27 protein-coding genes and 1 riboswitch are annotated in these 22,251 nt (G+C 63.2%); of the genes, 13 read left to right on the top strand and 14 right to left on the bottom strand.

Annotation, left to right across the window (positions count from 1 at the left end; genetic code table 11):
• Positions 1 to 27: 27 nt before the first annotated feature.
• The gene (locus tag J7573_RS06745; protein WP_294331077.1) at positions 28 to 546 is read left to right on the top strand and encodes an acyloxyacyl hydrolase; all 519 of its coding nucleotides are present in this window, start codon (positions 28 to 30) and stop codon (positions 544 to 546) included.
• A 123-nt stretch (positions 547 to 669) separates the two neighbouring features.
• Here J7573_RS06745 and J7573_RS06740 read toward each other — a convergent pair whose 3' ends face one another.
• From J7573_RS06740 to J7573_RS06720, 5 genes are all read right to left on the bottom strand, one after another.
• The gene (locus tag J7573_RS06740; RefSeq protein ID WP_294331075.1) at positions 670 to 1,368 is read right to left on the bottom strand and encodes an SDR family NAD(P)-dependent oxidoreductase; all 699 of its coding nucleotides are present in this window, start codon (positions 1,366 to 1,368) and stop codon (positions 670 to 672) included.
• Positions 1,365 to 2,807 carry a deoxyribodipyrimidine photo-lyase gene (gene phrB, locus J7573_RS06735; protein ID WP_294331073.1) on the bottom strand — a complete coding sequence of 481 codons (1,443 nt, stop codon included), beginning with the start codon at positions 2,805 to 2,807 and terminating at the stop codon, positions 1,365 to 1,367. The genes J7573_RS06740 and phrB overlap by 4 nt, the downstream gene beginning before the upstream one ends.
• Positions 2,798 to 3,697, bottom strand: a complete 900-nt coding sequence (locus tag J7573_RS06730; protein ID WP_294331071.1) for a MerR family transcriptional regulator — start codon at positions 3,695 to 3,697, stop codon at positions 2,798 to 2,800. The genes phrB and J7573_RS06730 overlap by 10 nt, the downstream gene beginning before the upstream one ends.
• A complete protein-coding gene (locus tag J7573_RS06725) occupies positions 3,687 to 4,655 on the bottom strand; it encodes a DUF523 and DUF1722 domain-containing protein (protein WP_294331067.1) in 969 nt (322 codons plus the stop codon). The genes J7573_RS06730 and J7573_RS06725 overlap by 11 nt, the downstream gene beginning before the upstream one ends.
• Before the next feature lie 108 nt (positions 4,656 to 4,763).
• Positions 4,764 to 5,750, bottom strand: coding sequence for an NAD(P)/FAD-dependent oxidoreductase (locus J7573_RS06720; protein WP_294331064.1), 987 nt, complete (start codon positions 5,748 to 5,750; stop codon positions 4,764 to 4,766).
• Between the two features lie 187 nt (positions 5,751 to 5,937).
• Here J7573_RS06720 and J7573_RS06715 point away from each other — a divergent pair, with 187 nt between their 5' ends.
• Both J7573_RS06715 and hemH read left to right on the top strand, forming a co-directional pair.
• Entirely contained in the window at positions 5,938 to 6,843 is a 906-nt protein-coding gene (locus tag J7573_RS06715) for a TIGR01777 family oxidoreductase (RefSeq protein ID WP_294331061.1), read from the top strand.
• A 13-nt stretch (positions 6,844 to 6,856) separates the two neighbouring features.
• A complete protein-coding gene (gene hemH / locus J7573_RS06710; protein WP_294331058.1) occupies positions 6,857 to 7,870 on the top strand; it encodes a ferrochelatase in 1,014 nt (337 codons plus the stop codon).
• Between the two features lie 70 nt (positions 7,871 to 7,940).
• On the opposite strand, the gene J7573_RS06705 is transcribed toward hemH, so the two are convergent.
• Both J7573_RS06705 and upp read right to left on the bottom strand, forming a co-directional pair.
• On the bottom strand, positions 7,941 to 9,215 hold the full coding sequence (locus J7573_RS06705) for a uracil-xanthine permease family protein (RefSeq protein ID WP_294331056.1): 1,275 nt from the start codon (positions 9,213 to 9,215) through the stop codon (positions 7,941 to 7,943).
• Positions 9,216 to 9,217: 2 nt separating this feature from the next.
• Positions 9,218 to 9,856, bottom strand: a complete 639-nt coding sequence (gene upp / locus J7573_RS06700; RefSeq protein WP_011532223.1) for a uracil phosphoribosyltransferase — start codon at positions 9,854 to 9,856, stop codon at positions 9,218 to 9,220.
• Positions 9,857 to 10,016: 160 nt separating this feature from the next.
• On the opposite strand from upp, the gene J7573_RS06695 reads away from it, so the two are divergent.
• From J7573_RS06695 to J7573_RS06680, 4 genes are all read left to right on the top strand, one after another.
• Positions 10,017 to 10,574, top strand: coding sequence for a hypoxanthine-guanine phosphoribosyltransferase (locus J7573_RS06695; RefSeq protein WP_054887476.1), 558 nt, complete (start codon positions 10,017 to 10,019; stop codon positions 10,572 to 10,574).
• Between the two features lie 2 nt (positions 10,575 to 10,576).
• Positions 10,577 to 11,050 carry a WbuC family cupin fold metalloprotein gene (locus J7573_RS06690; protein WP_294331006.1) on the top strand — a complete coding sequence of 158 codons (474 nt, stop codon included), beginning with the start codon at positions 10,577 to 10,579 and terminating at the stop codon, positions 11,048 to 11,050.
• Between the two features lie 52 nt (positions 11,051 to 11,102).
• Positions 11,103 to 11,573 (top strand): hypothetical protein, encoded by a 471-nt coding sequence (locus J7573_RS06685; RefSeq protein WP_294331004.1) that lies wholly within the window; start codon positions 11,103 to 11,105, stop codon positions 11,571 to 11,573.
• A gap of 67 nt (positions 11,574 to 11,640) precedes the next feature.
• Positions 11,641 to 11,931 (top strand): PA4642 family protein, encoded by a 291-nt coding sequence (locus J7573_RS06680; RefSeq protein ID WP_027918322.1) that lies wholly within the window; start codon positions 11,641 to 11,643, stop codon positions 11,929 to 11,931.
• A gap of 179 nt (positions 11,932 to 12,110) precedes the next feature.
• Here the strand turns inward: J7573_RS06680 and mqo are convergent, their stop codons facing one another.
• Positions 12,111 to 13,616, bottom strand: coding sequence for a malate dehydrogenase (quinone) (gene mqo / locus J7573_RS06675; RefSeq protein WP_294331001.1), 1,506 nt, complete (start codon positions 13,614 to 13,616; stop codon positions 12,111 to 12,113).
• Between the two features lie 604 nt (positions 13,617 to 14,220).
• Positions 14,221 to 14,454: a hypothetical protein gene (locus tag J7573_RS06670; RefSeq protein ID WP_103445695.1), complete on the bottom strand. Its 234-nt coding sequence runs from the start codon at positions 14,452 to 14,454 to the stop codon at positions 14,221 to 14,223.
• 145 nt (positions 14,455 to 14,599) lie between these two features.
• Between J7573_RS06670 and J7573_RS06665 the strand changes: the two genes are divergently transcribed.
• Complete coding sequence (locus tag J7573_RS06665) at positions 14,600 to 15,184, top strand: YajG family lipoprotein (RefSeq protein ID WP_054887481.1); 585 nt, start codon at positions 14,600 to 14,602, stop codon at positions 15,182 to 15,184.
• A 185-nt stretch (positions 15,185 to 15,369) separates the two neighbouring features.
• Here the strand turns inward: J7573_RS06665 and J7573_RS06660 are convergent, their stop codons facing one another.
• Positions 15,370 to 15,576 (bottom strand): hypothetical protein, encoded by a 207-nt coding sequence (locus tag J7573_RS06660; protein ID WP_060484531.1) that lies wholly within the window; start codon positions 15,574 to 15,576, stop codon positions 15,370 to 15,372.
• A gap of 160 nt (positions 15,577 to 15,736) precedes the next feature.
• On the opposite strand from J7573_RS06660, the gene J7573_RS06655 reads away from it, so the two are divergent.
• A complete protein-coding gene (locus J7573_RS06655) occupies positions 15,737 to 15,997 on the top strand; it encodes a hypothetical protein (RefSeq protein ID WP_294330994.1) in 261 nt (86 codons plus the stop codon).
• A gap of 39 nt (positions 15,998 to 16,036) precedes the next feature.
• Here the strand turns inward: J7573_RS06655 and J7573_RS06650 are convergent, their stop codons facing one another.
• Positions 16,037 to 17,206 (bottom strand): 1-acyl-sn-glycerol-3-phosphate acyltransferase, encoded by a 1,170-nt coding sequence (locus J7573_RS06650; protein WP_294330992.1) that lies wholly within the window; start codon positions 17,204 to 17,206, stop codon positions 16,037 to 16,039.
• Positions 17,207 to 17,329: 123 nt separating this feature from the next.
• Here J7573_RS06650 and J7573_RS06645 point away from each other — a divergent pair, with 123 nt between their 5' ends.
• The 4 genes from J7573_RS06645 to J7573_RS06630 all read left to right on the top strand — a co-directional run bounded on the left by J7573_RS06645 (position 17,330) and on the right by J7573_RS06630 (position 19,303).
• Entirely contained in the window at positions 17,330 to 17,512 is a 183-nt protein-coding gene (locus J7573_RS06645; RefSeq protein WP_027918329.1) for a CPXCG motif-containing cysteine-rich protein, read from the top strand.
• Positions 17,512 to 17,772 carry a DUF2007 domain-containing protein gene (locus tag J7573_RS06640; RefSeq protein WP_294330986.1) on the top strand — a complete coding sequence of 87 codons (261 nt, stop codon included), beginning with the start codon at positions 17,512 to 17,514 and terminating at the stop codon, positions 17,770 to 17,772. Before J7573_RS06645 ends, J7573_RS06640 begins: the two co-directional genes overlap by 1 nt.
• 15 nt (positions 17,773 to 17,787) lie before the next feature.
• Positions 17,788 to 18,408 carry an SOS response-associated peptidase gene (locus tag J7573_RS06635; RefSeq protein ID WP_294330983.1) on the top strand — a complete coding sequence of 207 codons (621 nt, stop codon included), beginning with the start codon at positions 17,788 to 17,790 and terminating at the stop codon, positions 18,406 to 18,408.
• A 79-nt stretch (positions 18,409 to 18,487) separates the two neighbouring features.
• A complete protein-coding gene (locus J7573_RS06630) occupies positions 18,488 to 19,303 on the top strand; it encodes a M48 family metallopeptidase (RefSeq protein ID WP_294330980.1) in 816 nt (271 codons plus the stop codon).
• Positions 19,304 to 19,342: 39 nt separating this feature from the next.
• On the opposite strand, the gene J7573_RS06625 is transcribed toward J7573_RS06630, so the two are convergent.
• The 3 genes from J7573_RS06625 to J7573_RS06615 all read right to left on the bottom strand — a co-directional run bounded on the left by J7573_RS06625 (position 19,343) and on the right by J7573_RS06615 (position 22,204).
• Positions 19,343 to 19,924, bottom strand: coding sequence for a TMEM165/GDT1 family protein (locus tag J7573_RS06625; protein ID WP_294331290.1), 582 nt, complete (start codon positions 19,922 to 19,924; stop codon positions 19,343 to 19,345).
• A 23-nt stretch (positions 19,925 to 19,947) separates the two neighbouring features.
• Positions 19,948 to 20,136: riboswitch (yybP-ykoY riboswitch) on the bottom strand.
• 39 nt (positions 20,137 to 20,175) lie between these two features.
• Positions 20,176 to 21,174 (bottom strand): class I SAM-dependent methyltransferase, encoded by a 999-nt coding sequence (locus J7573_RS06620; protein WP_294330978.1) that lies wholly within the window; start codon positions 21,172 to 21,174, stop codon positions 20,176 to 20,178.
• A gap of 64 nt (positions 21,175 to 21,238) precedes the next feature.
• Positions 21,239 to 22,204, bottom strand: a complete 966-nt coding sequence (locus tag J7573_RS06615) for a 2-hydroxyacid dehydrogenase (RefSeq protein WP_294330977.1) — start codon at positions 22,202 to 22,204, stop codon at positions 21,239 to 21,241.
• Positions 22,205 to 22,251: the final 47 nt, after the last annotated feature.

The raw sequence follows: 22,251 nt of genomic DNA, 5'->3' as shown, positions 1-22,251 counted from the left end.
ACAGCATCAGGAATAAGGAAGTTTCCCATGAAGAAACGGCTCGGTTTGGCGGCAGTTGCCGCCTTTACCCTGGGGCACGTGATGGCAGCGCAAGCGGCCGATGTATCGTTTTCGGTGGGGCAGACCGGTGATTCCACCATGGTTTACCGACTGGGTTTGCAGTCCAACTGGGATGCAAGTTGGTGGCAGAGCAGCGTCGGCCGGCTGACGGGCTATTGGGACGGCGCCTATACCTACTGGGAAGGTGACGAGACGTCGAGCAACCACAGCCTTTCGTTTGCGCCAGTGTTCGTCTATGAGTTCGCCGGGGATTCGGTGAAGCCCTATATCGAGGCGGGGATCGGCGTGGCGGCGTTTGCCAATACCGAGGTCGAGAGCAACGAGCTAGGCTCGGCGTTCCAGTTCGAAGACCGGATTGGTTTCGGCCTGCGTTTTGCCGGCGGGCATGAGATCGGGGTGAGGGCGATTCACTATTCCAATGCCGGGCTCAAGAACCCTAATGACGGAGTCGAGAGCTACAGCCTGCATTACCGCATGGCGCTGTGAATTCTCCTGTGCCGGCCTCTTCGCGGCGGTTCGACGCCTCGATAAACCCGCTCCTGCAGGTACAGCGCTGAACCTGTGGGAGCGGGTTTGCCCGCGAAGAGGCCGGGCCTGAAAACTCGAAGCTCAACGAGACAGCGGCCACAGACTGCTGATATCCAGCACCTCCAGCACCAGCTCAGGTTCGCGTAACGCCAAGCGTGATATCAGTTCATCCGCCGCACTCTGCGGCGTCCAGGCATCCGGTACAGCCTGCACGGATGTTACTGGCGTCTTCAGCGACTGCGGTGCCACCACGGTCAGGTCAATTCCCTGGTCCTTCAACGCCTCACGCTGCTCACGCGCCCACTGCGGCACATTGTTCCAGCCCGCCGACACTTGCGTCGGTGAGTAGAGCTGCAAGGCCGAATAGCGGTTGAAAATCGCCATGACCTGCGGCTGATGCCCCTGTGCCAACAACGGTTGCGCACTGGCCAGGCAATGCTCGCCAGCCAGTTGGTTGTCATTGACGATGGCCTCGAACACGTCGCAGTCCGCCACCTCATCAGCCAGGTAGTCACTGGTCCCGCCGTTGATGATCAATACGTCCAGCGAGCACCAGGCATGGCATATCTGCTCTGCCGCATTGGCGGCCTTGCCTTCTTCATGCAATTGCCAAGGCAGGCTCAACAGTCGGCTACCATGGCGCACGGCCAGTGCCTCCAGTTCCTCGCTGCCCTTGCTACTTGCGGCAACCCGGTGCCCTTGCTCGAGCAACCGCTCCACCAGGGCCAGACCCAGTCCGTTGCTGGCCCCCGTAACCCAGAAACTACGCGAGTTGTTCAAGATGTTGCCCTCTGATCCTGCCGGCGCGGTAGGCCCTTGAAGGCTTCCAGTGCACGCTGGCGACTGCTTCCGAGATCGACAATCGGACTGTGGTAGGAATTATTAGCAAAAAGATCAGCAGACTTCACGGGCTGGTGGATGGATTTTTCATCCAGGCCCCGCAATTCCGGTAGCCAGTGGCGGATGAAGCGACCCTCTGGGTCGAACCGCTGAGACTGGGAAACCGGGTTGAAGATACGGAAATAGGGCACTGCGTCGGTGCCGGTGGAGGCACTCCACTGCCAGCCACCATTGTTGGCGGCCAGATCGCCGTCTATCAGATGGCGCATGAAATGGCGTTCGCCCAGGCGCCAGTCGATCAGCAGGTTCTTGCTGAGAAACATGGCGACGATCATGCGCAGGCGGTTGTGCATCCAACCGGTGTGCAGCAGTTGGCGCATGGCGGCGTCGATGATCGGGAAGCCGGTACGCCCCTCCTGCCAGGCCTTGAAGTCGTCCGGTGCATCGCGCCAGGGCAAGGCTTCGGTCTGGGCGCGGAAGGCCCGATGCCGTGAGACCTGTGGATAACCGGTCAGGATGTGCTTGTAGAACTCGCGCCAGAGCAGCTCGTTGATCCACGTCTGGACACCGCTGCTGCCACTGTCGAACTCGCCGCGGTTGCTGGCGAGGGCGGCATGCAGGCATTGGCGGGGCGAAATCACGCCTGCGGCCAGGTAGGCTGAAAGCTGGCTGGTGCCAGGCTTGGCCGGGAGGTCGCGCAGGTGGCCATAGTCGTCGACCGTTTCATCGAGAAAGCGGGTCAGTCGCGCGTGCGCTTCGTCTTCACCGGCGGGCCAGTGTTCGCTCAGTGTGCGGGCAGGTATGTCGAAGCCCTCGATTTGCTGCGGGATCGGGTCGCTGGTGATAGCCAGCGGCTGCTGGCGTTTCACCTGCCGGGCCAGTGACGGCAGGCTGCGGTGCAGGTGTTCGAGGCAGACTTTCTTGAACTGGGAAAAGACCTGGAAGTAGTCGCCGCTGCGGGTCAGGATGGTGCCCGGGCGGAAGAACAGCTGGTCGAGGTAGCTGTGGGCGCGGACGCCGGAATCCTCCAGCAGCTTGCGCGTGGCCGCATCACGACGTTCTTCGTTGATGCCGTATTCATCGTTCCAGTGCACCGCCTCGATAGCATGCTGGCGGCAAACTTCGAGCAGGGTGGCTGGTGCCTGGTCCCAAGTGTCGATCTTGCGCACCAGCAGCGGGATATTCAGCTGGTCCAGCGACTGGCGCAGCTGGCGCAGGTTGCGCAGCCAGAAGTCGACCTTGCAGGCAGCGTCGTCGTGAGCCTGCCATTGGCCGGGGCTGGCCAGCCACAAGGCCACGGTCGGGCCGCGTTCGCAGGCGACGCTGAGGGCGGAGTTGTCATTGATGCGCAGGTCGCTGCGCAGCCAGATCAATTGCATGGGGCACTCGTCTCTACAGGCCGGCGGACATTGCCTTGCAGCAAACGCAATGCCGCCTGCGGGGTATCGAACAGGAAAAGGTCGGGCAGAGCGAACGCGTGCAGCTGGGCCTGGTGCAGGGCGAGTGTGGCGCCGCCCAGCAGCTTGGTCCCGGCGATCCCCTGCAAGGTGCGCAGCAGGGCGCTGGCGTCGATGCGTGGGCCAAGGTGCATCAGTACTGCTCGCGGTTGAAGGGTGATCACGGCGCGTTGCAGCTGCGTACCACCCACCGGTTGCTCAAACACCTCTACGGGGATGCCGTTGCTGCTCAGCAGCCAGGCGCATAGCCACAGGCTGGGGTCGAACGGGCGCTCGCTGTCTTCACAAAGCAGCACGGCTGAGCCTTGCAACGATTGATTGTCGTGGTACACCCGTGCCCCCAGCTTGCTGCGCAGCCACGTGTGGAAAAACACCTGTTCAAGGCGCGCGTTGAAGTGGCTGCGCCAGCGAACGGCTAGGGACTCCAGTAACGGTAGCAGCAGCTGTTCGCACAGTGTCACGGCGGGGTACAAGGCCATGACCTGGTTCAGTTGCTGATCGAGGCTGCGTTGGGAAAGATGGGCGATGGCTTCGATCAACTGCTGCTGGCGCGGTTGCCAGTCGCCCATCGGTGCCCGCTCAACTGGCTGCTCGAGCAGTTCGCGTACCTGGCCGACCGAAGCACCGCGTTCAAGCCAGGCGAGAATCGCCTGCACCCGTTCGAGTTGGTCTTGCCCATACAAACGATGCCCCTTGGCGGTGCGTTGCGGCTTGAGCAGGCCATAGCGGCGCTCCCAGGCGCGCAAGGTGACTGGGTTGACGCCGGTGCGTCGGGCCAGTTCGCCAATTGGCACAAGTGTTTCAGACAGCATTGCGCAGGCCCAGGCTGTCGGGGTGTGGCTGCAGGTAGGTCTGTTGCTGCAGGTAAGGATCAGGATGCTTGCGCAGGTGATGCTTGAGCAGGGTCAGTGGTACCACCAGCGGTACTTCGCCTTGCTGGTACTGGCCGATGATGTGCTGCAGCTCGGCCTTGTCCTGCTGCGTCAGCGAGTCCTTGAAGTAGCCGCTCAGGTGCTGCAGGACGTTGCAGTGGGTGCCCCGGCTGGCGCAACGACGCAGAGCCTGCATCAGCTGGCTGAAATAGCGAGGCCCGATCTGCTCGGGGTCATCCTCCCGGCTCATGCTGCCCAGCAGGCGGCCGAGCTGGCGATAGGCCTGGGGGTTGTTCGCCATCAGCAGGTACTTGTAGCGTGAATGGAAGCGCACCAGGGCGCCACGGCTCAACCCTTGCGCCAGCAATTGCTGCCAGTCGGCATAGGCATAGACGCGGCTGATGAAGTTTTCGCGCAGCACCGGGTCGTGCAGTCGGCCTTCCTCTTCGACCGGCAAGTCGGGGCGACGGGCGCAGAAGGCCGCAGCATAGGCGCCTGTGCCACCTTGCGGGGCAGGGTGGCCGTTGTCCTGATAGACCTTGACCCGCTCCAGGCCACAGGAAGGGGACTTCTGCATGAAGATGTAGCCACAGATGTCATCGAGCGCTTCGGCCATCTGCTCGCCATAGCTGCGCAGTGGGCCGGTCAGGTCCATGCCCGGATTGCGCGTGCCGACCACGGCGGGCTGCGCGGGGTCACCGACCAGGCGTATCGGGTCGCGTGGTACGCCCAGGCCGATGGCGACCTCTGGGCACACCGGTAGCCAGTCGAAATGCGCTTGCAGGTGTTCACGGCACAGATCGGAAGCCTTGTGCCCGCCGTTGTAGCGCACACCATGGCCGGTCAGGCAGGCGCTGATGGCGATACGGGGTTTATGTGCGGGGGCAGGTTCGTGCATGGCTGTCTCCGGGAAACTTGTACATGGAAGCAAGCGCGTACAAGTTCATTCCAGCACAGCCAGAAACTTATGCAAACTAGTATTTTTGTATAGCTTTGCCGAATGATGTTATTCGAGATGTTCCAGCAGCCGTCGCGCGGCTTCCTGGCCACTGAGCCAGGCGCCTTCGACGCGGCCTGACAGGCACCAGTCGCCGCAGGCATACAGGCCTTGGTCGGCATCGGCCAGTGCGCCCCATTCATGATTGCTGGTTGGCCGTGCATACAGCCAGCGGTGGGCCAGGGCGAAGCTCGGCGCCGGTACCACGCAGCCGACCAGCTCGGCGAATTCTCCCCACAGTTGCTCGATCACTTCTTCCTTGGGCAGGTCGATGTGCTGCTTGCTCCAGTCGGACGTGGCGTGCAGTACCCAGGTGTCGAGGTGCTCTTCGCGGCCAGGTTTGCTGCGGTTGCGGGCCAGCCAGCCGAGCGCGTTGTCCTGCACGAAGCAGCCTTGCATCGGCGTATCCAGCGGTGTCTGGAAGGCCAGGGCGACGGCCCAGGTCGGCTCCATCTGCACACCAGCCGCCACGGCGGCGAGCTTGGGCGTGGCGGCCAGCAACTGGGTGGCCTGGGGCGCGGGGACGGCGATCACCACGCGGCTGAATGGGCCATGGCTGCAACCTTCGGTGTCCTGCAGGTGCCAGAATTGCTTGCCGCGGAACACCTCGGCGATACGGCAGCCGAAGTTCACCGTGACGTCCTTGAGCAGGCCGCGGGTGATGGCGCTCATGCGCGGCACGCCGACCCAGCGGGTCTGTTCGTCGGGGGAGGGGGTCAGTTCGCCATCACGGTAGTTGTACAGCTGCGGCTTCCACTGCTCAGCCCAGCCGGCGGCGACCCACTGCTGCACCTGCTCGACGAAGCGCCGGTCGCGGGCGGTGAAGTACTGCGCGCCAAGGTCCAGGGCGCCGGCTTCGCTGCGCTTGCTGGCCATGCGCCCGCCACTGCCGTGGCCTTTGTCGAACAAGTGGACGGATTGCCCGGCCTTTTGCAGCGCCTGGGCGGCGGACAGGCCGGCGATACCGGCACCGATGATGGCAATAGGTACTGTCATGATGGCCTCTTCGAACCTTGCTGTAGGCAGACTACGCTGTCAGGCAAACCTGTACAATGCACAATCTTTGTATAAGGTTATTCCGCTTCATAGGCATGTTGGCCTATGGTTATCCGAGAGCGATGGGTCTGGAAAAGTGCCTTGTTCTTAAAAATAGACCATGGCCGCACGCTGCGAGGACACAGCCATGCATATATTGCTGACAGGTGGTACAGGGTTGATCGGCCAGCACCTTTGCCAGTACTGGCTCGGCAAGGGCTATCGCCTGACCGTGTGGAGTCGGCGCCCTGAGCAAGTGCCGCGATTGTGTGGCAACGGTGTGCGTGGCATTGGCCGGCTGGAGGATCTGGGCGCCGACGAGCAGGTTGATGCGGTAGTCAATCTGGCCGGTGCGCCGATCGCCGATCGGCCCTGGTCGGCTGCGCGTCGCAACCTGTTGTGGGCCAGCCGCATCACGCTCACCGAGCAACTGCTGGCCTGGCTGGGCAGCCGTGAACAGCGCCCCGAAGTGCTGATTTCCGGTTCCGCCGTGGGCTGGTACGGCGATGGCGGCGAGCGCGAACTGACCGAAGCCTCGCCGCCGGTTCGCGAAGACTTCGCCAGCCAGCTGTGCATTGCCTGGGAAGAAACCGCCCAGCGCGCTCAGCACCTCGGCATTCGCGTGGTGCTGGTGCGCACCGGGCTGGTACTGGCCAGTGACGGCGGCTTCTTGTCGCGCCTGCGCCTGCCGTTCAAGTTGGGGCTGGGCGGGCCCTTGGGTGATGGCCGGCAGTGGATGCCGTGGGTGCATATCGACGACCAGATCGCCCTGATTGATTTTCTCTTGCAGCACAAGGATGCCAGCGGTCCTTATAATGCCTGCGCGCCAGAGCCAGTACGCAACCGCGACTTCGCCAGGCAGCTGGGGCGTGCCCTGCACCGGCCAGCGATCGTGCCCATGCCCGGCCTGCTGCTCAAGGCCGGCCTCGGCGAGTTGTCGACCTTGCTGCTCGGCGGCCAGCGAGCGCGCCCGGTGCGCTTGCTGGCGGCGGGCTTCACCTTCCGCTTCAACGATCTGCAATCGGCCCTGGGCAACCTGTCCAGCCGCCTCTGACATAGGACGCTGCATGACCGATCACGCTCTGCTGCTGGTCAACCTGGGTTCCCCGGCCTCCACCTCGGTGGCCGATGTGCGCCGCTACCTCAACCAGTTCCTCATGGACCCTTATGTGATCGACCTGCCATGGCCGGTGCGGCGTCTGCTGGTGTCGCTGATCCTGGTCAAGCGACCGGAGCAGTCGGCGCACGCCTATGCCTCGATCTGGTGGGATGAAGGCTCGCCGCTAGTAGTGCTGACCCGGCGTTTGCAAGCGGCGATGGTCGAGCACTGGCCACACGGGCCGGTGGAAGTTGCCATGCGCTACGGTGAGCCGGCATTGCCCGAGGTGCTGGCGCGCCTGGCTGCACAAGGTGTGCGCAAGGTGACCCTGGCGCCGCTTTATCCACAGTTCGCCGACAGCACGGTGACCACGGTGGTGGCACAGGCGCAACAGACTGTCGCCGAGCGGCAGTTGCCGCTGGAGCTGCGGGTGCTGCAACCGTTCTACGATCATGCGGCGTATATCGATGCCCTGGTCGCCAGTGCCAAACCCTATCTGCAGCAGGATTACGACCACTTGCTGCTGAGCTTCCATGGCCTGCCTGAGCGCCATCTGAAGAAGCTCGACCCGACCGGCAAGCATGACTTCCAGGCGGCAGACTGCTGCAAGGATGCCAGCGCCGAGATGCGCGCGGTGTGCTACCGCGGGCAATGCCTGGCAACGGCCAAGGCGTTCGCGACGAAGATGGGTATTCCCGATGGCAAGTGGTCGGTGTCGTTCCAGTCGCGGTTGGGTCGAGCCAAATGGATCGAGCCCTACACCGAGACGCGCCTGGATGAGCTGGCCAAGGCCGGGGTGAAGAAGCTGCTGGTGATGTGCCCGGCGTTCGTCGCCGATTGCATCGAGACGCTGGAAGAGATCGGCATGCGCGGCAGCGAGCAGTTTGTCGAGGCGGGCGGCAAGGAATTGGTACTGGTGCCGTGCCTGAATGATCACCCGGAGTGGGTGAAGGTGTTGGCGGGGATGTGCGAAAAAGCCTGAGTGTTGCTAAGCCTGACCTGGCCTCTTCGCGGGTTTACCCGCGAAGAGGCCAGGTCAGGTTAAGGCCGGATCAAGGCAATTGATCATCCAGCTTCTTGTGTTTCCAACCATCATTGCCCGGCAGGATCAGGTTCAGGGCAATGGCTACGATGGCGCACAGGGCAATACCCTTCAGGCCCCAGTCGTCCGGGCCGTCGCCGCTGCCGATCAGCACGCCGCCGATACCGAACACCAGGGTCACCGAAACGATAACCAGGTTGCGCGCTTCGGCCAGGTCGATCTTGTGGCGGATCATGGTGTTCATGCCCACTGCCGCGATCGAACCGAACAGCAGACACAGGATGCCGCCCATCACCGGTACCGGGATGCTCTGCAGCAGCGCGCCGAACTTGCCGATGAAGGCCAGGGTGATGGCAAAGACCGCCGCCCAGGTCATGATCTTCGGGTTGTAGTTCTTGGTCAGCATCACCGCGCCGGTCACTTCGGCGTAGGTGGTGTTGGGCGGGCCGCCGAACAGGCCGGCTGCGGTGGTGGCCAGGCCATCACCCAGCAGGGTGCGATGCAGGCCGGGCTTCTTCAGGTAGTCGCGGCCGGTCACGCTGCCGACTGCAATCACCCCGCCAATGTGCTCGATCGCCGGTGCCAGGGCCACCGGGACAATGAACAGGATGGCCTGCCAGTTGAAGGCTGGCGCGGTGAAGTTGGGGATTTCCAACCACGGCGCGGCGGCGATCTTGGCGGTGTCGACCACGCCAAAGGCGAACGCCAGGGCAAAGCCCACCAGCACGCCGGCAATGATCGGTACCAGGCGGAAGATGCCCTTGCCGAACACTGCGACGATCAGCGTTGTCAGCAGCGCCGGCATGGAGATCAGCATGGCTGTCTTGTACGGCATCAGCACGCTGCCGTCACCGGCTTTGCCCATCGCCATGTTGGCGGCGATCGGAGCCATGGCCAGGCCGATGGAAATGATCACCGGACCGATGACCACGGGCGGCAACATGCGGTCGATGAAGCCGGTGCCCTTGATCTTCACCATCAGGCCCATGAAGGTGTACACGAAACCTGCAGCCATCACGCCGCCCATGGTCTCGGCCAGGCCGAACTGGCCCTTGGCGAGGATGATCGGGGTGATGAAGGCAAAGCTCGAAGCCAGGAATACCGGGACCTGACGGCCGGTGACCAGCTGGAACAGCAGGGTGCCGATGCCCGCGGTGAACAGCGCCACGTTCGGGTCGAGGCCGGTGATCAGCGGCATCAGCACCAGCGCGCCGAATGCCACGAAGAGCATCTGCGCGCCCGAAACGACCTGGCGCCAGAGCGGGTCGTTGAAGCCGTCCTGCATGGTCAGGCGTCCTTCTGCTTGGTGCCGAAGATCTTGTCACCGGCATCGCCCAGGCCTGGGACGATGTAACCATGCTCGTTCAGGCGCTGGTCGATCGAAGCGGTGTAGATCTGGACGTCCGGGTGGGCTTTTTCCACCACCTCGATGCCTTCTGGCGCGGCGACCAGCACCATGGCGCGGATCTCCTTGCAACCGGCCTTCTTCAGCAGGTCGATGGTAGCGACCATCGAGCCACCGGTGGCGAGCATCGGGTCGATGATCAGGGCCAGGCGCTGGTTGATGTCCGGCGCGAGCTTTTCCAGGTAGGTGTGCGCTTCGAGGGTTTCCTCGTTGCGGGCAACGCCAACGGCGCTGACCTTGGCGCCCGGGATCAGGCTGAGCACGCCGTCGAGCATGCCGATGCCGGCGCGCAGGATCGGTACCACGGTGATCTTCTTGCCGGCGATTTTTTCAACTTGCACCTTGCCGCACCAGCCGTCGATCTCGTAGGTTTCGAGGGGCAGGTCCTGGGTGGCTTCGTAGGTCAGGAGCGCGCCGACTTCCTGGGCGAGTTCGCGAAAATTCTTGGTGCTGATGTCGGCACGGCGCATCAGGCCGAGCTTGTGGCGGATCAGCGGATGGCGGATCTCACGAGTAGGCATAGGGGGCTCCGAAAGGCGGGCAAAAAAACCGCGCTAGATTAATCTATTCAGCCTTTGCTGTCGTGCAGTCCTTTTGCACGTTAGTCCATAAATGCTTGATCTGTGACGAGCGGATGCGTACCTTTGCCCGCTTTTCCAAAATGCCCCCCTGGAGAGCGCTATGTCCGCCGATCTCGAGCACATCCGTCAAGTCATGCGCGAGGCAGACTGCCTGTACAACGAAGCCGAAGTCGAAGCGGCCATCGCCAAGGTCGGCGAGCAGATCTGCAAGGACCTGCACGACACCAACCCAGTGGTGTTCTGCGTGATGAACGGCGGCCTGATCTTTGCCGGCAAACTGCTGACCCACCTGCAGTTCCCGCTGGAGGTCTCGTACATCCATGCCACCCGCTACCGCAACCAGACCAGTGGTGGCGAGTTGTTCTGGAAAGCCAAGCCGGAAGTCTCGTTCATCGACCGTGACGTGCTCATCGTCGATGACATCCTCGACGAAGGCCACACCCTCAGCGCCATCATCGAGTTCTGCAAGCATGCAGGTGCGCGCGCGGTGCATACCGCCGTGCTGATCGACAAGGACCATGACCGCAAGGCCAGCCCTGGCCTGAAGGCCAGCTATGCCGGCCTGCCGTGCATCGATCGCTATATCTTCGGTTACGGAATGGACTATAAAGGCTACTGGCGTAACGCAAACGGCATTTTCGCTGTCAAGGGACTGTAACCATGAGTCAGCCTGCATTCATCGACCAAGTATTGCTTAGCGGGCTGGCGCAAAAAGCCGCCGATGCTCCGCGTCAGCGGCACCATCACAACTTCCATGACATGGAAGACCCTTGCCATCGCCTGGCGATCGGCTTGCAACCTTCAACCTACATTGCACCGCACCGGCACCTGAGCGACGACAAGGCCGAAGCCATGCTGGCGCTCAAAGGCCGCATCGGCCTGTTGCTGTTCGATGAGCAGGGCGCACTGACCGGCACGCGCGTCCTCGAAGCCGGCGGCGAGTGCATGGGCGTGGACCTGCCGCCGGGCGTCTACCATGGCCTGGTGGCGCTCGAAGCCGATACCATCATGTTCGAGTGCAAGGCCGGCCCTTACCGCCAGTTGGTCGAGGGCGAGCATGCCCCTTGGGCGCCACGTGAAGGTGAGCCCGGCGTGGCTGAATACCAGGCCTGGATGCTCGCGCAGTTCGATTGAGTTCTGCCGTTGCCTGCGTGCTAGAGTGCTCCTTCATGCCAAGGAGCCTCACATGCGTGCAATTCTTCCCCTGCTGCTGGCGGTGAGCCTGCCTCTCGCCGCCGCACCGCTGCATAGCCAGTTCCTCCCGCCTGATGACCAGTCCCTGCGCCAGGAAGCGCCGACCAGCCAGCAGTTGCTGCAAGTCACCGACTACTCGGTGGTGGTGGGTGCCCAGCGCCAGTCCGACCAACAGCCGATCCCGATCACCGCTTCGCTGCAGATGCGCCTGAAGGGCAAGCCGCTGAGCAAGGGCGCGACGATCAGCCAGGTGCTGCTGAATTTCGACGGTGAGGCCGGCAAAAGCCTCAAGAAACCGGTGTACGACGACAAGACCCGCACCCTGAGCCTCAATTACCCGGTCAGTGACTACCGGGTGATCATGGACCTGCTGCGCAACGAGACGGTCTATGTGCAGTTCCTGACCTACGCCAACGGCCACATCTGGGCCGACCTGCACACCGGCACCGTACGTTCGCGTTGAGGCGTGCCGCCTGTGGGGGGTAAACTGCCGGCCTTCGAAATTCCACGATGGTCAGTTGGAGCCGGCAATGCGCAAAGACAAGAAGCAGGTGATTGGTGACGAAATCAGCGACGACTACATCAAGTCGTTCCTCCAGTTTGAGCCGGCCGATGGCGTGACCTCGCCTTCGCACCACAAGCTGATCAAAGGCTACCGCGGCCTGCGTGTCGATGACTTCGAGCGCTTCGTGGGTTTCTTCGTCGAGGCTGGCCTGGACCTGGATGGCAAGGACGAGCACGGCAAGACCTTCGTCGAAGTGATCGCCGACCAGCGCAACGCGCCGGAGTACGTCGAGATCATCGCCAAGGCCCGCGGCTGATCGGTAAGCCTGTGCCGGCCCTTTCGCGGGTAAACCCGCTCCCACAGGGATTGCGCTGCCCTTGAGAACAGCGCGGTCTCTGTGGGAGCGGGTTTACCCGCGAAAGGGCCGGACCAGGCTGACAGAGATTCCAGGCACAAAAAAACGCCCCGAGGGGCGTTTTTTCGTTTCAGGCCGGTTTAGGCGTAATGCTTGGCCGGGCTGTCTTCCACCAGTTCCAGCGCCACATCGTTGTCGGCACTGATCTTGTGGTACAGCGCTGCATCGGCGGCCAGGGCCTTTTCGCGGGCCGGGAAGATTTCCTTGAGCTTGGCAGCCCAGGCACCTTTGGCCTGCTCGGGGAAGCAGCGCTCGATCAGCTCGAGCATGATCGACACGGTCACCGAAGCACCCGGCGAAGCGCCGAGCAATGCCGCCAGGCTGCCGTCCTGTGCCGAGACCAGCTCGGTACCGAACTGCAGGATGCCGCCTTTCTTCGGGTCCTTCTTGATGATCTGCACGCGTTGACCAGCCACTTCCAGGCGCCAGTCTTCGGCTTTGGCCTGTGGGTAGAAGCGGCGCAGGGACTCCAGGCGCTGTTCCATCGACTGCATCACTTCGCTGACCAGGTACTTGGTCAGGTCCATGTTGTCACGGGCCACAGCCAGCATCGGGCCGATGTTGCCCATGCGCACCGACAGCGGCAGGTCCATCAACGAGCCGTGCTTGAGGAACTTGGTGGTGAAACCGGCGTAGGGGCCGAACAGCAGCGAAGTCTTGCCGTCCACCACACGGGTGTCCAGGTGCGGTACCGACATCGGCGGTGCGCCGACCGCCGCCTGGCTGTACACCTTGGCCTGGTGCTGCTTGACGATTTCCGGGTTGTCGCAACGCAGCCACTGGCCGCTCACCGGGAAGCCGCCGAAGCCTTTGCTTTCCGGGATGCCGGACAGTTGCAGCAGCGGCAGCGCCGCGCCGCCAGCGCCGAGGAACACGAAGCGGGCGTCGACTTCGCGGGCACCGCCGCTGTTGACGTCCTTGATGCTCACGGTCCAGCCGCTGCCGTTACGGCGCAGGCCGACGACTTTCTTGCTGTACTTGACCTGCGCGTCCGCGCTGTCGCCCAGCACCTTGAGCAGCTTGTTGGTCAGTGCCCCGAAGTTGACGTCGGTGCCTTTGGCCACGCGGGTGGCGGCGATGTGCTGGTCGGCCGGGCGGCCTGGCATCATCAGCGGCATCCACTCCTTCATCACGGCCTTGTCTTCGGTGTATTCCATCTCGGCGAAGGCGTGGTGCTGCTTGAGCAGCTCGAAGCGCTTCTTGAGGAAGGACACACCCTTGTCACCTTCGACGTAGCTCAGGTGCGGGACCGGGTTGATGAATGCACGTGCCGAGCCGAAGGTGCTCTTCTTGCTCAGGTAAGCCCAGAACTGGCGCGAGACCTCGAACTGGGTGTTGATGTGCACGGCCTTCTTGATGTCGATGCTGCCATCGGCGGCCTGGGGCGTGTAGTTCAGCTCGCACAGGCCGGCGTGGCCGGTGCCTGCGTTGTTCCAGGGGTTGGAGCTTTCCGCGGCTCCGGAGTCCATTGCCTCGACGACCTCAAGCTTCAGGGTCGGGTCAAGCTCCTTGAGCAGTACGGCCAGGGTGGCACTCATGATGCCCGCGCCTACCAGTACCACATCAACCGATTCGTTCTGCGCCATTTAACGCGTCTCCACAATCTACAGCTACCTAATTGACAGCATAGGACCACTGGGGTTGCCAGGATCGCCATGTCCGACTCTTCGCAGTTCTTGCCACTTCCGCGGACACCGCCAATCAGTCTTTGGGTTGCGATATTGAACCCTGATTGCCACGGGTGCGGCAATTCGACTTATGGTCAAGGTGTCGTGCGTGCGCTATGGAACGACCTCAGGCACTCATCCGAGATGAATGCATAAGCCGCCTGTTCAGGGCTGTTCGGGACACATCTGCCGCTTTTGCACATGCCAGACTGTTCATTTGCTCGCCACACTCTTGTGAAGTAGTGAAAACCGTTTTTTCACGCTCTTTTGGAGACGTGAACCTCAAAAGGGGACTGCGCGATGGCAACCCACAGGTTCATGCAGTGCGAAGGGCCGGAAAAGCAGGCACGACAGCCGATGCAAGACCTGAGTGGAAGGCTCTCTGTGGGCGAAGCGGGTGAAGGTGCCGGGGTCAATCGGCAAATGCGGGGCCCGATCAGGAGACGTCCTTATAATCGGGGGGAGATTATAACGATGTCGCGGGCAGAAAGGTCGTAATTCGTGGTTTTTATTGCAGCGTTTGTCAGGCCGCGAGGATGCGCTGGTGCCAACGGCGGCTTGCGCGGGCGCAAACCCGGGCTTCGGCGGGCAGTTCACGGCCCAGCCAGGCCAGCTGGATTTCGCCGATCTGCACCCATCCGCTACCGCTGGGAACCTGGCTGCATTGCTTGAAGGCCAGGCATTTGCCTTCGCCGTCGAGGCGGGCGTAGGCATTGTGGCGCGGGCGTTGGCAGAGCAGTGTCCAGAGCGAAGCCATGGCGGTGCGTCCTGTGCGTTTGGGCTTGGCGCAAGGATAAGGCCGCAGCCATGAAACGATTGTGACAAGCGGGCCGGACCGATGACTGGTCCGTACCTGGCTGGGTATACTGTGGGCCTTTGCCGTATTTTCTGGAGAAACGCGCATGTTGCAACGTCTGTTGTTCGGTTTGATTGCCGTGGCCAGTCTCAGCCTGGTCGGTTGTGCCCACAGCCCGCAACAACTCAGCCCGCAACCCACGCTCAAGGCTCAGCTCGCACCGGTTGGTCACGGCCAGCCGGTGGTGGTCAAGGTGGTCGATGGGCGTGCCTCGCAGTCCCTGGGCACCCGGGGTGGCATGTACCCTGAAACCAGCACCATCAGCGTCAGTGGCAATGATGTCGTGCCCAAGCTGCAGGCCCAGGCCGAAGCCGCCGTGCGCCTGCTCGGCTTCACCCCGACGCCGAACGCCTACAACGCGCCGCAGCTGACCGTGACCCTGGCTGAACTGAAGTACCAGTCGCCGAAAGACAACCTGTACGTGACCGAAGCCACTATCGGCGCCACCTTCCGTGCCGATGTGCAGAATGCCAGCCGCCGCTACAGCGGCCGCTACGGTGCTTCGCTGGACCAGCGTTTCGGCATGGCGCCGAACCAGGACACCAACACCCAGCTGGTGGGCGATGTGCTGAGCGACGCGCTGACCCGCCTGTTCAAGGACCCGACCATCGGTCAGGTGCTGGGCGAGTAAGTCTCACGCTGCAAGCGAAAAACCCGCTACCTGAGCGCCAGGTAGAGGGTTTTTTGTTGTCTGCACCGTCCTCTTCGCGGGTAAACCCGCTCCCACAGTGATTTCACTACCCACAAGTACAGCGCCTTACCTGTGGGAGCGGGTTTATCGGAGCGCCGAACCGCCGCGAAGAGGCCGGAACAGGTTCAAGCGGCTTCTATGTGGAAATCCAGCAAACTGACGCCGGTGCTTGCATCCACCTCGGGCAGGTCCTCGTGCACATGCCCACCCAGCGCGCAGTACACCAGCCACTGGCGGTCCTGGACATTGATGGCAAAACCATCGATCAACGCCTGCTGCTCATCGCTCTGAGCCACGAGATAGAGACGGTCCTGGTTTTCGGCGTGCAGCATCAACAAGCTCCGGTACGGGAAAAGGCCGATAGAGTGGCCTGCCCTGATGACGAGCATGTGACAGATGAAATCAAGTGACACTTTGTCGCCAAGACCGGGCGGGCGGGGCGGACTCCGGTAGAATGCCGGGCTTCGCTGTGGCTATGACCGAGGTTGCGTGATGTCGTTGCAAGTGCTCTGGGGCTTTCTTTCCGCCCACCCTACCAAGCTGATCAATCTGCTGGCGCTGTTGCTGACCTGCCCAGGCGGGTTGCTGCTGCAGAGTGCGCGGCGGCGTGAGGTGACCAGCCGTGAGAGCCTGGCAGTGGAAGAGGGGCCGGTGGATGCCTTCGACCAGCGCGTGCCGCGCTACTACTACATCCTCGGCTTTTCCTGCCTGGCCATGGCCTTGCTGCTGTCCTGGTTCAGCACCTGGATCTGAAACGCTTGGGGCCGCATTGTGCGGCCCCAAGCGGATTGATCAGGCGACCGGCGCCTGCTGCTTGACCTGATACTGGTTGCGCACCGGCGTCGCGTACTGCAACACCAGGTACGGCCGCTGCTCCTCGGGGCAGGCGTCCAGGCGTCGCTGCCATTCTTCCCTGGCCTGGGCCAGCTCTTCGGCCGGGAACACCTTCTCGGCGCTCGGCACCTGCAGTGCCTCGTCCTTCTCACCCCACATCGCATAGGCCAGGTAATGCACCGGGAACAGGCGGTAGCCGCCGAGGATCTGTCGGTCGGTTTCCTGTGCCAGCTGCTTGGTGTCCTCGTAGTACTCGGTTACCGGCGGGGCGAAGTGGATGTGCACCCGGCCTTTGTAGCCGGTGATGCCCTTGGCGATGCTGTTGTCGTCTTCGCCCGGTGCCTTCTTGTAGGTGCCGGTGGTGGCGCGGATGTACAGCTCGCGAGCCTTGGCCTGGTCGCAGGGGTCGTATTCGTAGCTGATCGACACCGGGATCAGGTTCAGGCTCTGGATTACCGCGCCGAACGGCTCGTCCTTGCGGCTCATGTGGAACATCTTGAGGATCGCTGAATCGGTACGGTCATCACCGTCCTTGGCGCGGCCTTCGGCCTGGGCGATCCAGATCGACGCGCCGTCATTGCGGATCGAGTGGTTGATGTAGGCCGAGAGCAACTGGTAGGCCGCGAGCTTTTCGCGGCGGCCGCTGATCGAGCGGTGCACGATGAAGCTCTTGTTCAGGCGCATCATGTCGCTGACGAACGGCTTCTGCAGCAAGTTGTCGCCGATGGCGATGCGCGGTGTCGGCAGGCCGGCGTGGTACACCGCGTAGTTGACGAAGGCCGGGTCCATGACGATGTCGCGGTGGTTGGCCAGGAACAGATAGGCAGTGCCCGACTTGAGCTGTTCGACGCCGGAGTAGGTGACGCCGTCGGTGGCACGTTCGATGGTCTGGTCGACGTAGTACTCGACTTTGTCCTGCAGGGTCGACACGCAGGTGACACCGGCAAACTCCTTGCGCAGGCGCCGGGCGATCAGCGGCTTGAGCAGCCAGCCCAGGGCGCCGGCCGCGCGCGGGAATTTGAAGTGGGTGAGGATATCGAGGAATGCCGGGTCGCTGAGCAGGCGTGCCAGAACGGCAGGGACCTCAGCATCGTCGTACGGTCGGATGGCATCGAATTCGCCCATCATGCTCTCTTGTTGGAAACGGCTAGGGTAATAAGGTAAGGGGTGGGGCCCGAAAAACGGCTCGGGCACACGCAAGCCCTGTAAACAGACCGGCAATTATACGCACAAGTCACCCCGGAGGCCGCGATGCTCGAACAAGCGTTCTATGATTGCCCTTATTGTGGCGAGGAAGTCGAAACGACAGTGGACCTGTCCGGGGGGGATCAGGAGTACATCGAGGACTGCCAGGTGTGCTGCAAGCCTATCCGCTTCGTGCTGCAGGTTCATGGCGACGAATGGATGCTGGATGTCTACGGTGAGAACGACTGATGCGGCGGATCTACGAACCGGAAAACCTGCTCGAGGCCGAAATGCTGGTGGGCATGCTCGCCAGCGAGGGCATCGAAGTGCATCTGGTCGGCCGCGACCTGATCGGCGCTGCCGGTGAGTTGCCGTTGCAGGGGCTGCTCGGGCTTGCGGTGCCCGACCAACAGGCCGAATACGCACGGCAACTGATCGATGCGTACAATGGCGCCCAGCCGCTGGTCGGCGACGAGCCGGAGAGTCTTCCCGGTACCTTGATCTGCTAGGTTCTGAAATCACCCATGTGTGGACGTTACGCCCTGTTTCGCTGGCCCCAGGCGCTGGCCGGTCTGCCGGGCTTTCCCGCCGGCCAGCCGGCCCAATGGAATATCTCGCCCGGTGCTTCGGTGCTGATCCAGCGCCAGCTCGACGGCCAGCAGCAGCTGGCCAAGGCGCGCTGGGGGCTGACCCCCGCCTGGCTCACCGACCTTTCGCGCACCCCCGCCCATGCCCGGGCCGAGACCTTGGCCGAGCAGCCGATGTTCCGCGAAGCGTTTCGCCTGCGCCGTTGCCTGATGCCGGCCAACGGCTTCTACGAGTGGCGCGGCACGGTGCGCAAACGGCCTTACTGGCTGACGCCAGGGGAGGGCGCCTCGCTGTATTTTGCCGCCGTGTGGGAGGCCTACCCGGTGCAGGACCAGGTGTGGTTGAGCTGCGCAGTGGTGACCCAGGCCGCGATGAACCAGCGCCGGCCGCTGATTCTCGACGAAGCCGGCCAGGCCGCCTGGCTGGACCCGGACACACCGTTGCCGCGCTTGCACGAGTTGCTCGCCAGCCCGCCGGCGACGCTGCGCGAGCGGGCCCTGGCAAACTTCGTCAATGACCCGAAACTGGACGCGCCAGAGTGCCTGACCCCCGCTTGAGTAAAATCTTCTCTGCGGCTATGGCGGGTTACAGGCGACTCAGCCTAGGATACGGCGCATGTAAATAGGGAGTGTTTTGATGCGTAAGTCTTTTGTCGTCAGCCTGTTGAGCGCTGGCATCCTGCTGGCCGGCTGCCAGGCGGTGAATACCACCAGTGGCGGTGCTGTCGGCGTCGAGCGCCAGCAGTACATGTTCAGCATGCTCTCGACCGATGAGGTCAACCAGATGTACGCCAAGTCGTACCAGCAGACCCTCGGCGAGGCGTCGAGCAAAGGCGTGCTGGACAAGTCCAGTGCCGATGCCAAGCGCGTGCAGGTCATCGCCAATCGGTTGATCGCCCAGGCGCCCAAGTTCCGCCCGGATGCGGCGCAATGGAACTGGGAAGTCAACGTCATCAAGAGTGACGAGCTCAATGCCAACTGCGGGCCGGGCGGCAAGATCATCGTGTACACCGGGCTGATCGATCAGCTCAAGCTCACCGATGCGGAAATCGCCGCCGTGGTCGGCCACGAAATCGCCCACGCCTTGCGTGAGCACAGCCGTGAAGCGATGTCCAAGGCCTACGGTGTGGAGATGGCGCGCCAGGGCGCAGGTGCATTGCTTGGCCTTGGCCAGGACAGCATGGCATTGGCCGACGCCGTGGTGAACTACTCCATGACCCTGCCCAACAGCCGCGCCAACGAGAACGAGGCCGACCTGATTGGCCTGGAGCTGTCGGCGCGTGCCGGTTATGACCCGAATGCCGCGATCACCTTGTGGAACAAGATGAGCAAGGCTTCGGAAGGCGCACCGCCCGAGTTCATGAGCACTCACCCGGCGTCCAGCAGCCGGATCGCCTCGTTGCAGGCAGCGATTCCGAAGGTGATGCCGCTGTACGAAGCCGCGAAGCAGTAAGACCGATAGGGGGCCGCAAAGCGGCCCCAGCTTCTCGGGTCAGCCCACCCAGCCACTGGTCTTCATCGCCGAGTACACGGCCACGATCGCCAGCACGAAGAACGCGGTCGCTGCCAGGCGACGGATCAGCGTCAGTGGCAGTTTCTCCGCCGCGAAGTTACCCGCCAGCACCACCGGCACGTTGGCAATCAGCATGCCCAGGGTCGTTCCGAGGATGACCAGGATCAGGTGTGGATACTGGGCAGCCAGCATCACCGTGGCGACCTGGGTCTTGTCACCGATTTCGGCCAGGAAGAAGGCGATCAGCGTGGTCAGGAACGGGCCGAAGCGGCGCGCCGGGTTCTCGTCATCGTCCATCTTGTCCGGTACCAGGGTCCACAGCGCAGTGGCGGTGAAGCTGGCGGCCAGAATCCAGTGCAATACCGACTCGGTGAAGAAGCTGCCGACCCAGGCACCCACGGCACCGGCCGCGGCATGGTTGGCCAAGGTGGCAGCAATGATGCCGGCGATGATCGGCCAAGGTTTGCGGAAGCGTGCGGCGAGGATGAGCGCGAGCAATTGCGTCTTGTCGCCGATTTCGGCCAAGGCAACGATTGCGGTGGGGACCAACAGAGATTCCAGCATCAGGATTCCTACGGGGGCGGGTCGACACGGCTATGACACGTACAGCCTTCCCGCCCCGGGTAAGGTGTGCGTGTCATAGGTCTTGTCAAACCGAGGACCTGTCTGTGCAGGTCGCTGGGTCGCACGCGCCATGGCCTGTGGGCCAAGTATGTTGACGCGTACCGGGCGAGCAGGGCGCTCGCGGGAGACTACTCCCCTAGGACGGTGCGGATTCTGCCTAGCCAAAACCGTTTCGGCAAGCCCTGTTTTTATCCGCGTGTTGCGCGATAGATACGGAAGCCATCGGCCTCGGCGCAGGTCTGGCAGTTGCCCAGGGCGCCTTCGATCAGTGGCTGATAGCGCAGGAAGCTATTCGCAACAAGGCGCATTTCGCCACCTTTTCGCAGATGTTGGCCGGATTTTTTCAGCAGGTTTTCCGATGCCTGGTAATTGGTGTGCACCCCGGTGTGGAACGGTGGGTTGCTCAGGATCAGGCTCAGTTCGGCAGGCGCGGCATCGATGCCATCGCCGCTGATGACTTCGCCTTCAAGGTTGTTGGCCGCCAGGGTCAGGCGGCTGGCTGCCACGGCGAAGGCATCGACATCCAGCAGGGTGACCCGGCTCTGTGGATAACGACGCTTGACCGTGGCACCGAGCACGCCTGCGCCGCAGCCGAAGTCGAGCACATGGCCGACCGGCAGGTTGTCCAGGTGTTTGAGCAACAGGGCGGTGCCGCGGTCGAGGCGGCCATGGCTGAACACCCCCGGCAGGCTCACCACCTGCAGCGGGCCATCTTCGAGGTCGAGCGTGAAGCGCTCGGCCAGGCTCTCCAGCGGTTTGGCTTGCGGGGCGTTGTCCACGGTCACCTGCCACAGCTGGCAATGCCGCGCGCTGTCCAGCTTGCGCGGCTTGCCGAAAGCCTGCAGCTGTTTGGCTGCGCCTTCGATGCCGCCACGCTTTTCACCCACCAGGTACAACTCGCGACCCGCCAGGCGCGAAGCCAAGGCATTGAGCAGGTAGGCCGCCAGCTCGCGGGACTTGGGCAGGAACAGCACGGCCGTCTCGAAATCGACCGGTGGCACATCGACGCCGTAGTGGCTGCGCCCGGTGAAGCGGCTGTCGAGCATGGCCTGGTCACCGGCATGCCAAGTCCAGCCATGGGCCTGGGGCAGTTGCCCGAGCAGGCCGTCGGCGGGGGCGCCAGCGAGCAGCAGCGGGCCCTGGAACAGCTCTGCCTGGCGGAGCAACACTTCACTGCGCGGGTCCATGGACGACGCCTCCTGAAAAAAGTGGCGCAGTGTAGCAGAGCCGGGCGTGGGACTGAGCGGGCGCTCAGCTGACCACGCGGCGTGGCTGGCCTTCGAAGAAGGCCTTGGCGTTTTCGCTGAGCTGGCCAACGATGCGCTGGCGCGACTCCACCGCGCCCCAGGCACTATGTGGGGTGATCAGCAGCCGCGGGATGCCTTTTTCCAGCAGCGGGTTGCCATTGACTGGCGGCTCGACGCTCAGCACATCGGTGGCCGCGCCGCCCAGGTGGCCGTTGCGCAGGGCGTCGGCCAATGCCTGTTCGTCGATCAGGCCACCGCGGGCGGTGTTGACCACCAGTGCGCCCTTTTTCAGCAGCGCCAGTTCGTGGACACCGATCATGTGCCGGGTGTGCTCGTTGAGTGGGCAGTGCAGGGTCAGCGCGTCGACCTGCGGCAGCAGTTCGTCCAGCGCCAGGCGATCGTCGCGGGCCGGGCGGCCAGGGATTTGCCCGCTCAGCACGCGCATGCCGAAGGCTTCGGCCAGCCGGGCCACTGCACCACCCAGTTCGCCATGGCCGAGCAGGCCGAGGGTCTTGCCTTCCAGTTCGACGATCGGGAAATCCAGCAGGCAGAACTGGCTGGCCTTGGCCCACTCGCCGTCGGCTACCGCCTGGTTGTAGTCGCACAGGCGCGTGGCCAGGGCCAGCAGCAGGGCGAGGGTGTGTTGGGCCACCGACGGCGTGCCATAGCCCTGGCAGTTGCAGACGGTGATGCCCTGGGCGCGGGCAGCGGCCAGGTCGACATTGTTGGTGCCGGTCGCGGCCACCAGGATCAGCTTCAGCTGCGGGTTGGCGGCCAGCGTGGCGGCATCGAGCATGACCTTGTTGCTGACTACCGCGACAGCGCCCTGCAGGCGTTCGGCGACTTGCTCCGGGCGGGTGGCGGCAAACAGCTCGAACTCGTCGAACTGCTGCTGCAACGGCGACAGGTCGAGGTCGCCAAGGTCCAGGGATTGGTGGTCGAGAAACACGGCGCGGCGCAAGCTGGGCATCACGGGAAGCTCCGGAGGCAGGGCAGGGGTTGATCCATCTCCCCGCA

It is taken from the genome of Pseudomonas sp. (assembly GCF_017744435.1).
Lineage (GTDB): Bacteria > Pseudomonadota > Gammaproteobacteria > Pseudomonadales > Pseudomonadaceae > Aquipseudomonas.
Note: the sequence above shows the minus strand (reverse complement) of the source record. Positions and strands in the feature narration are given on the sequence as shown.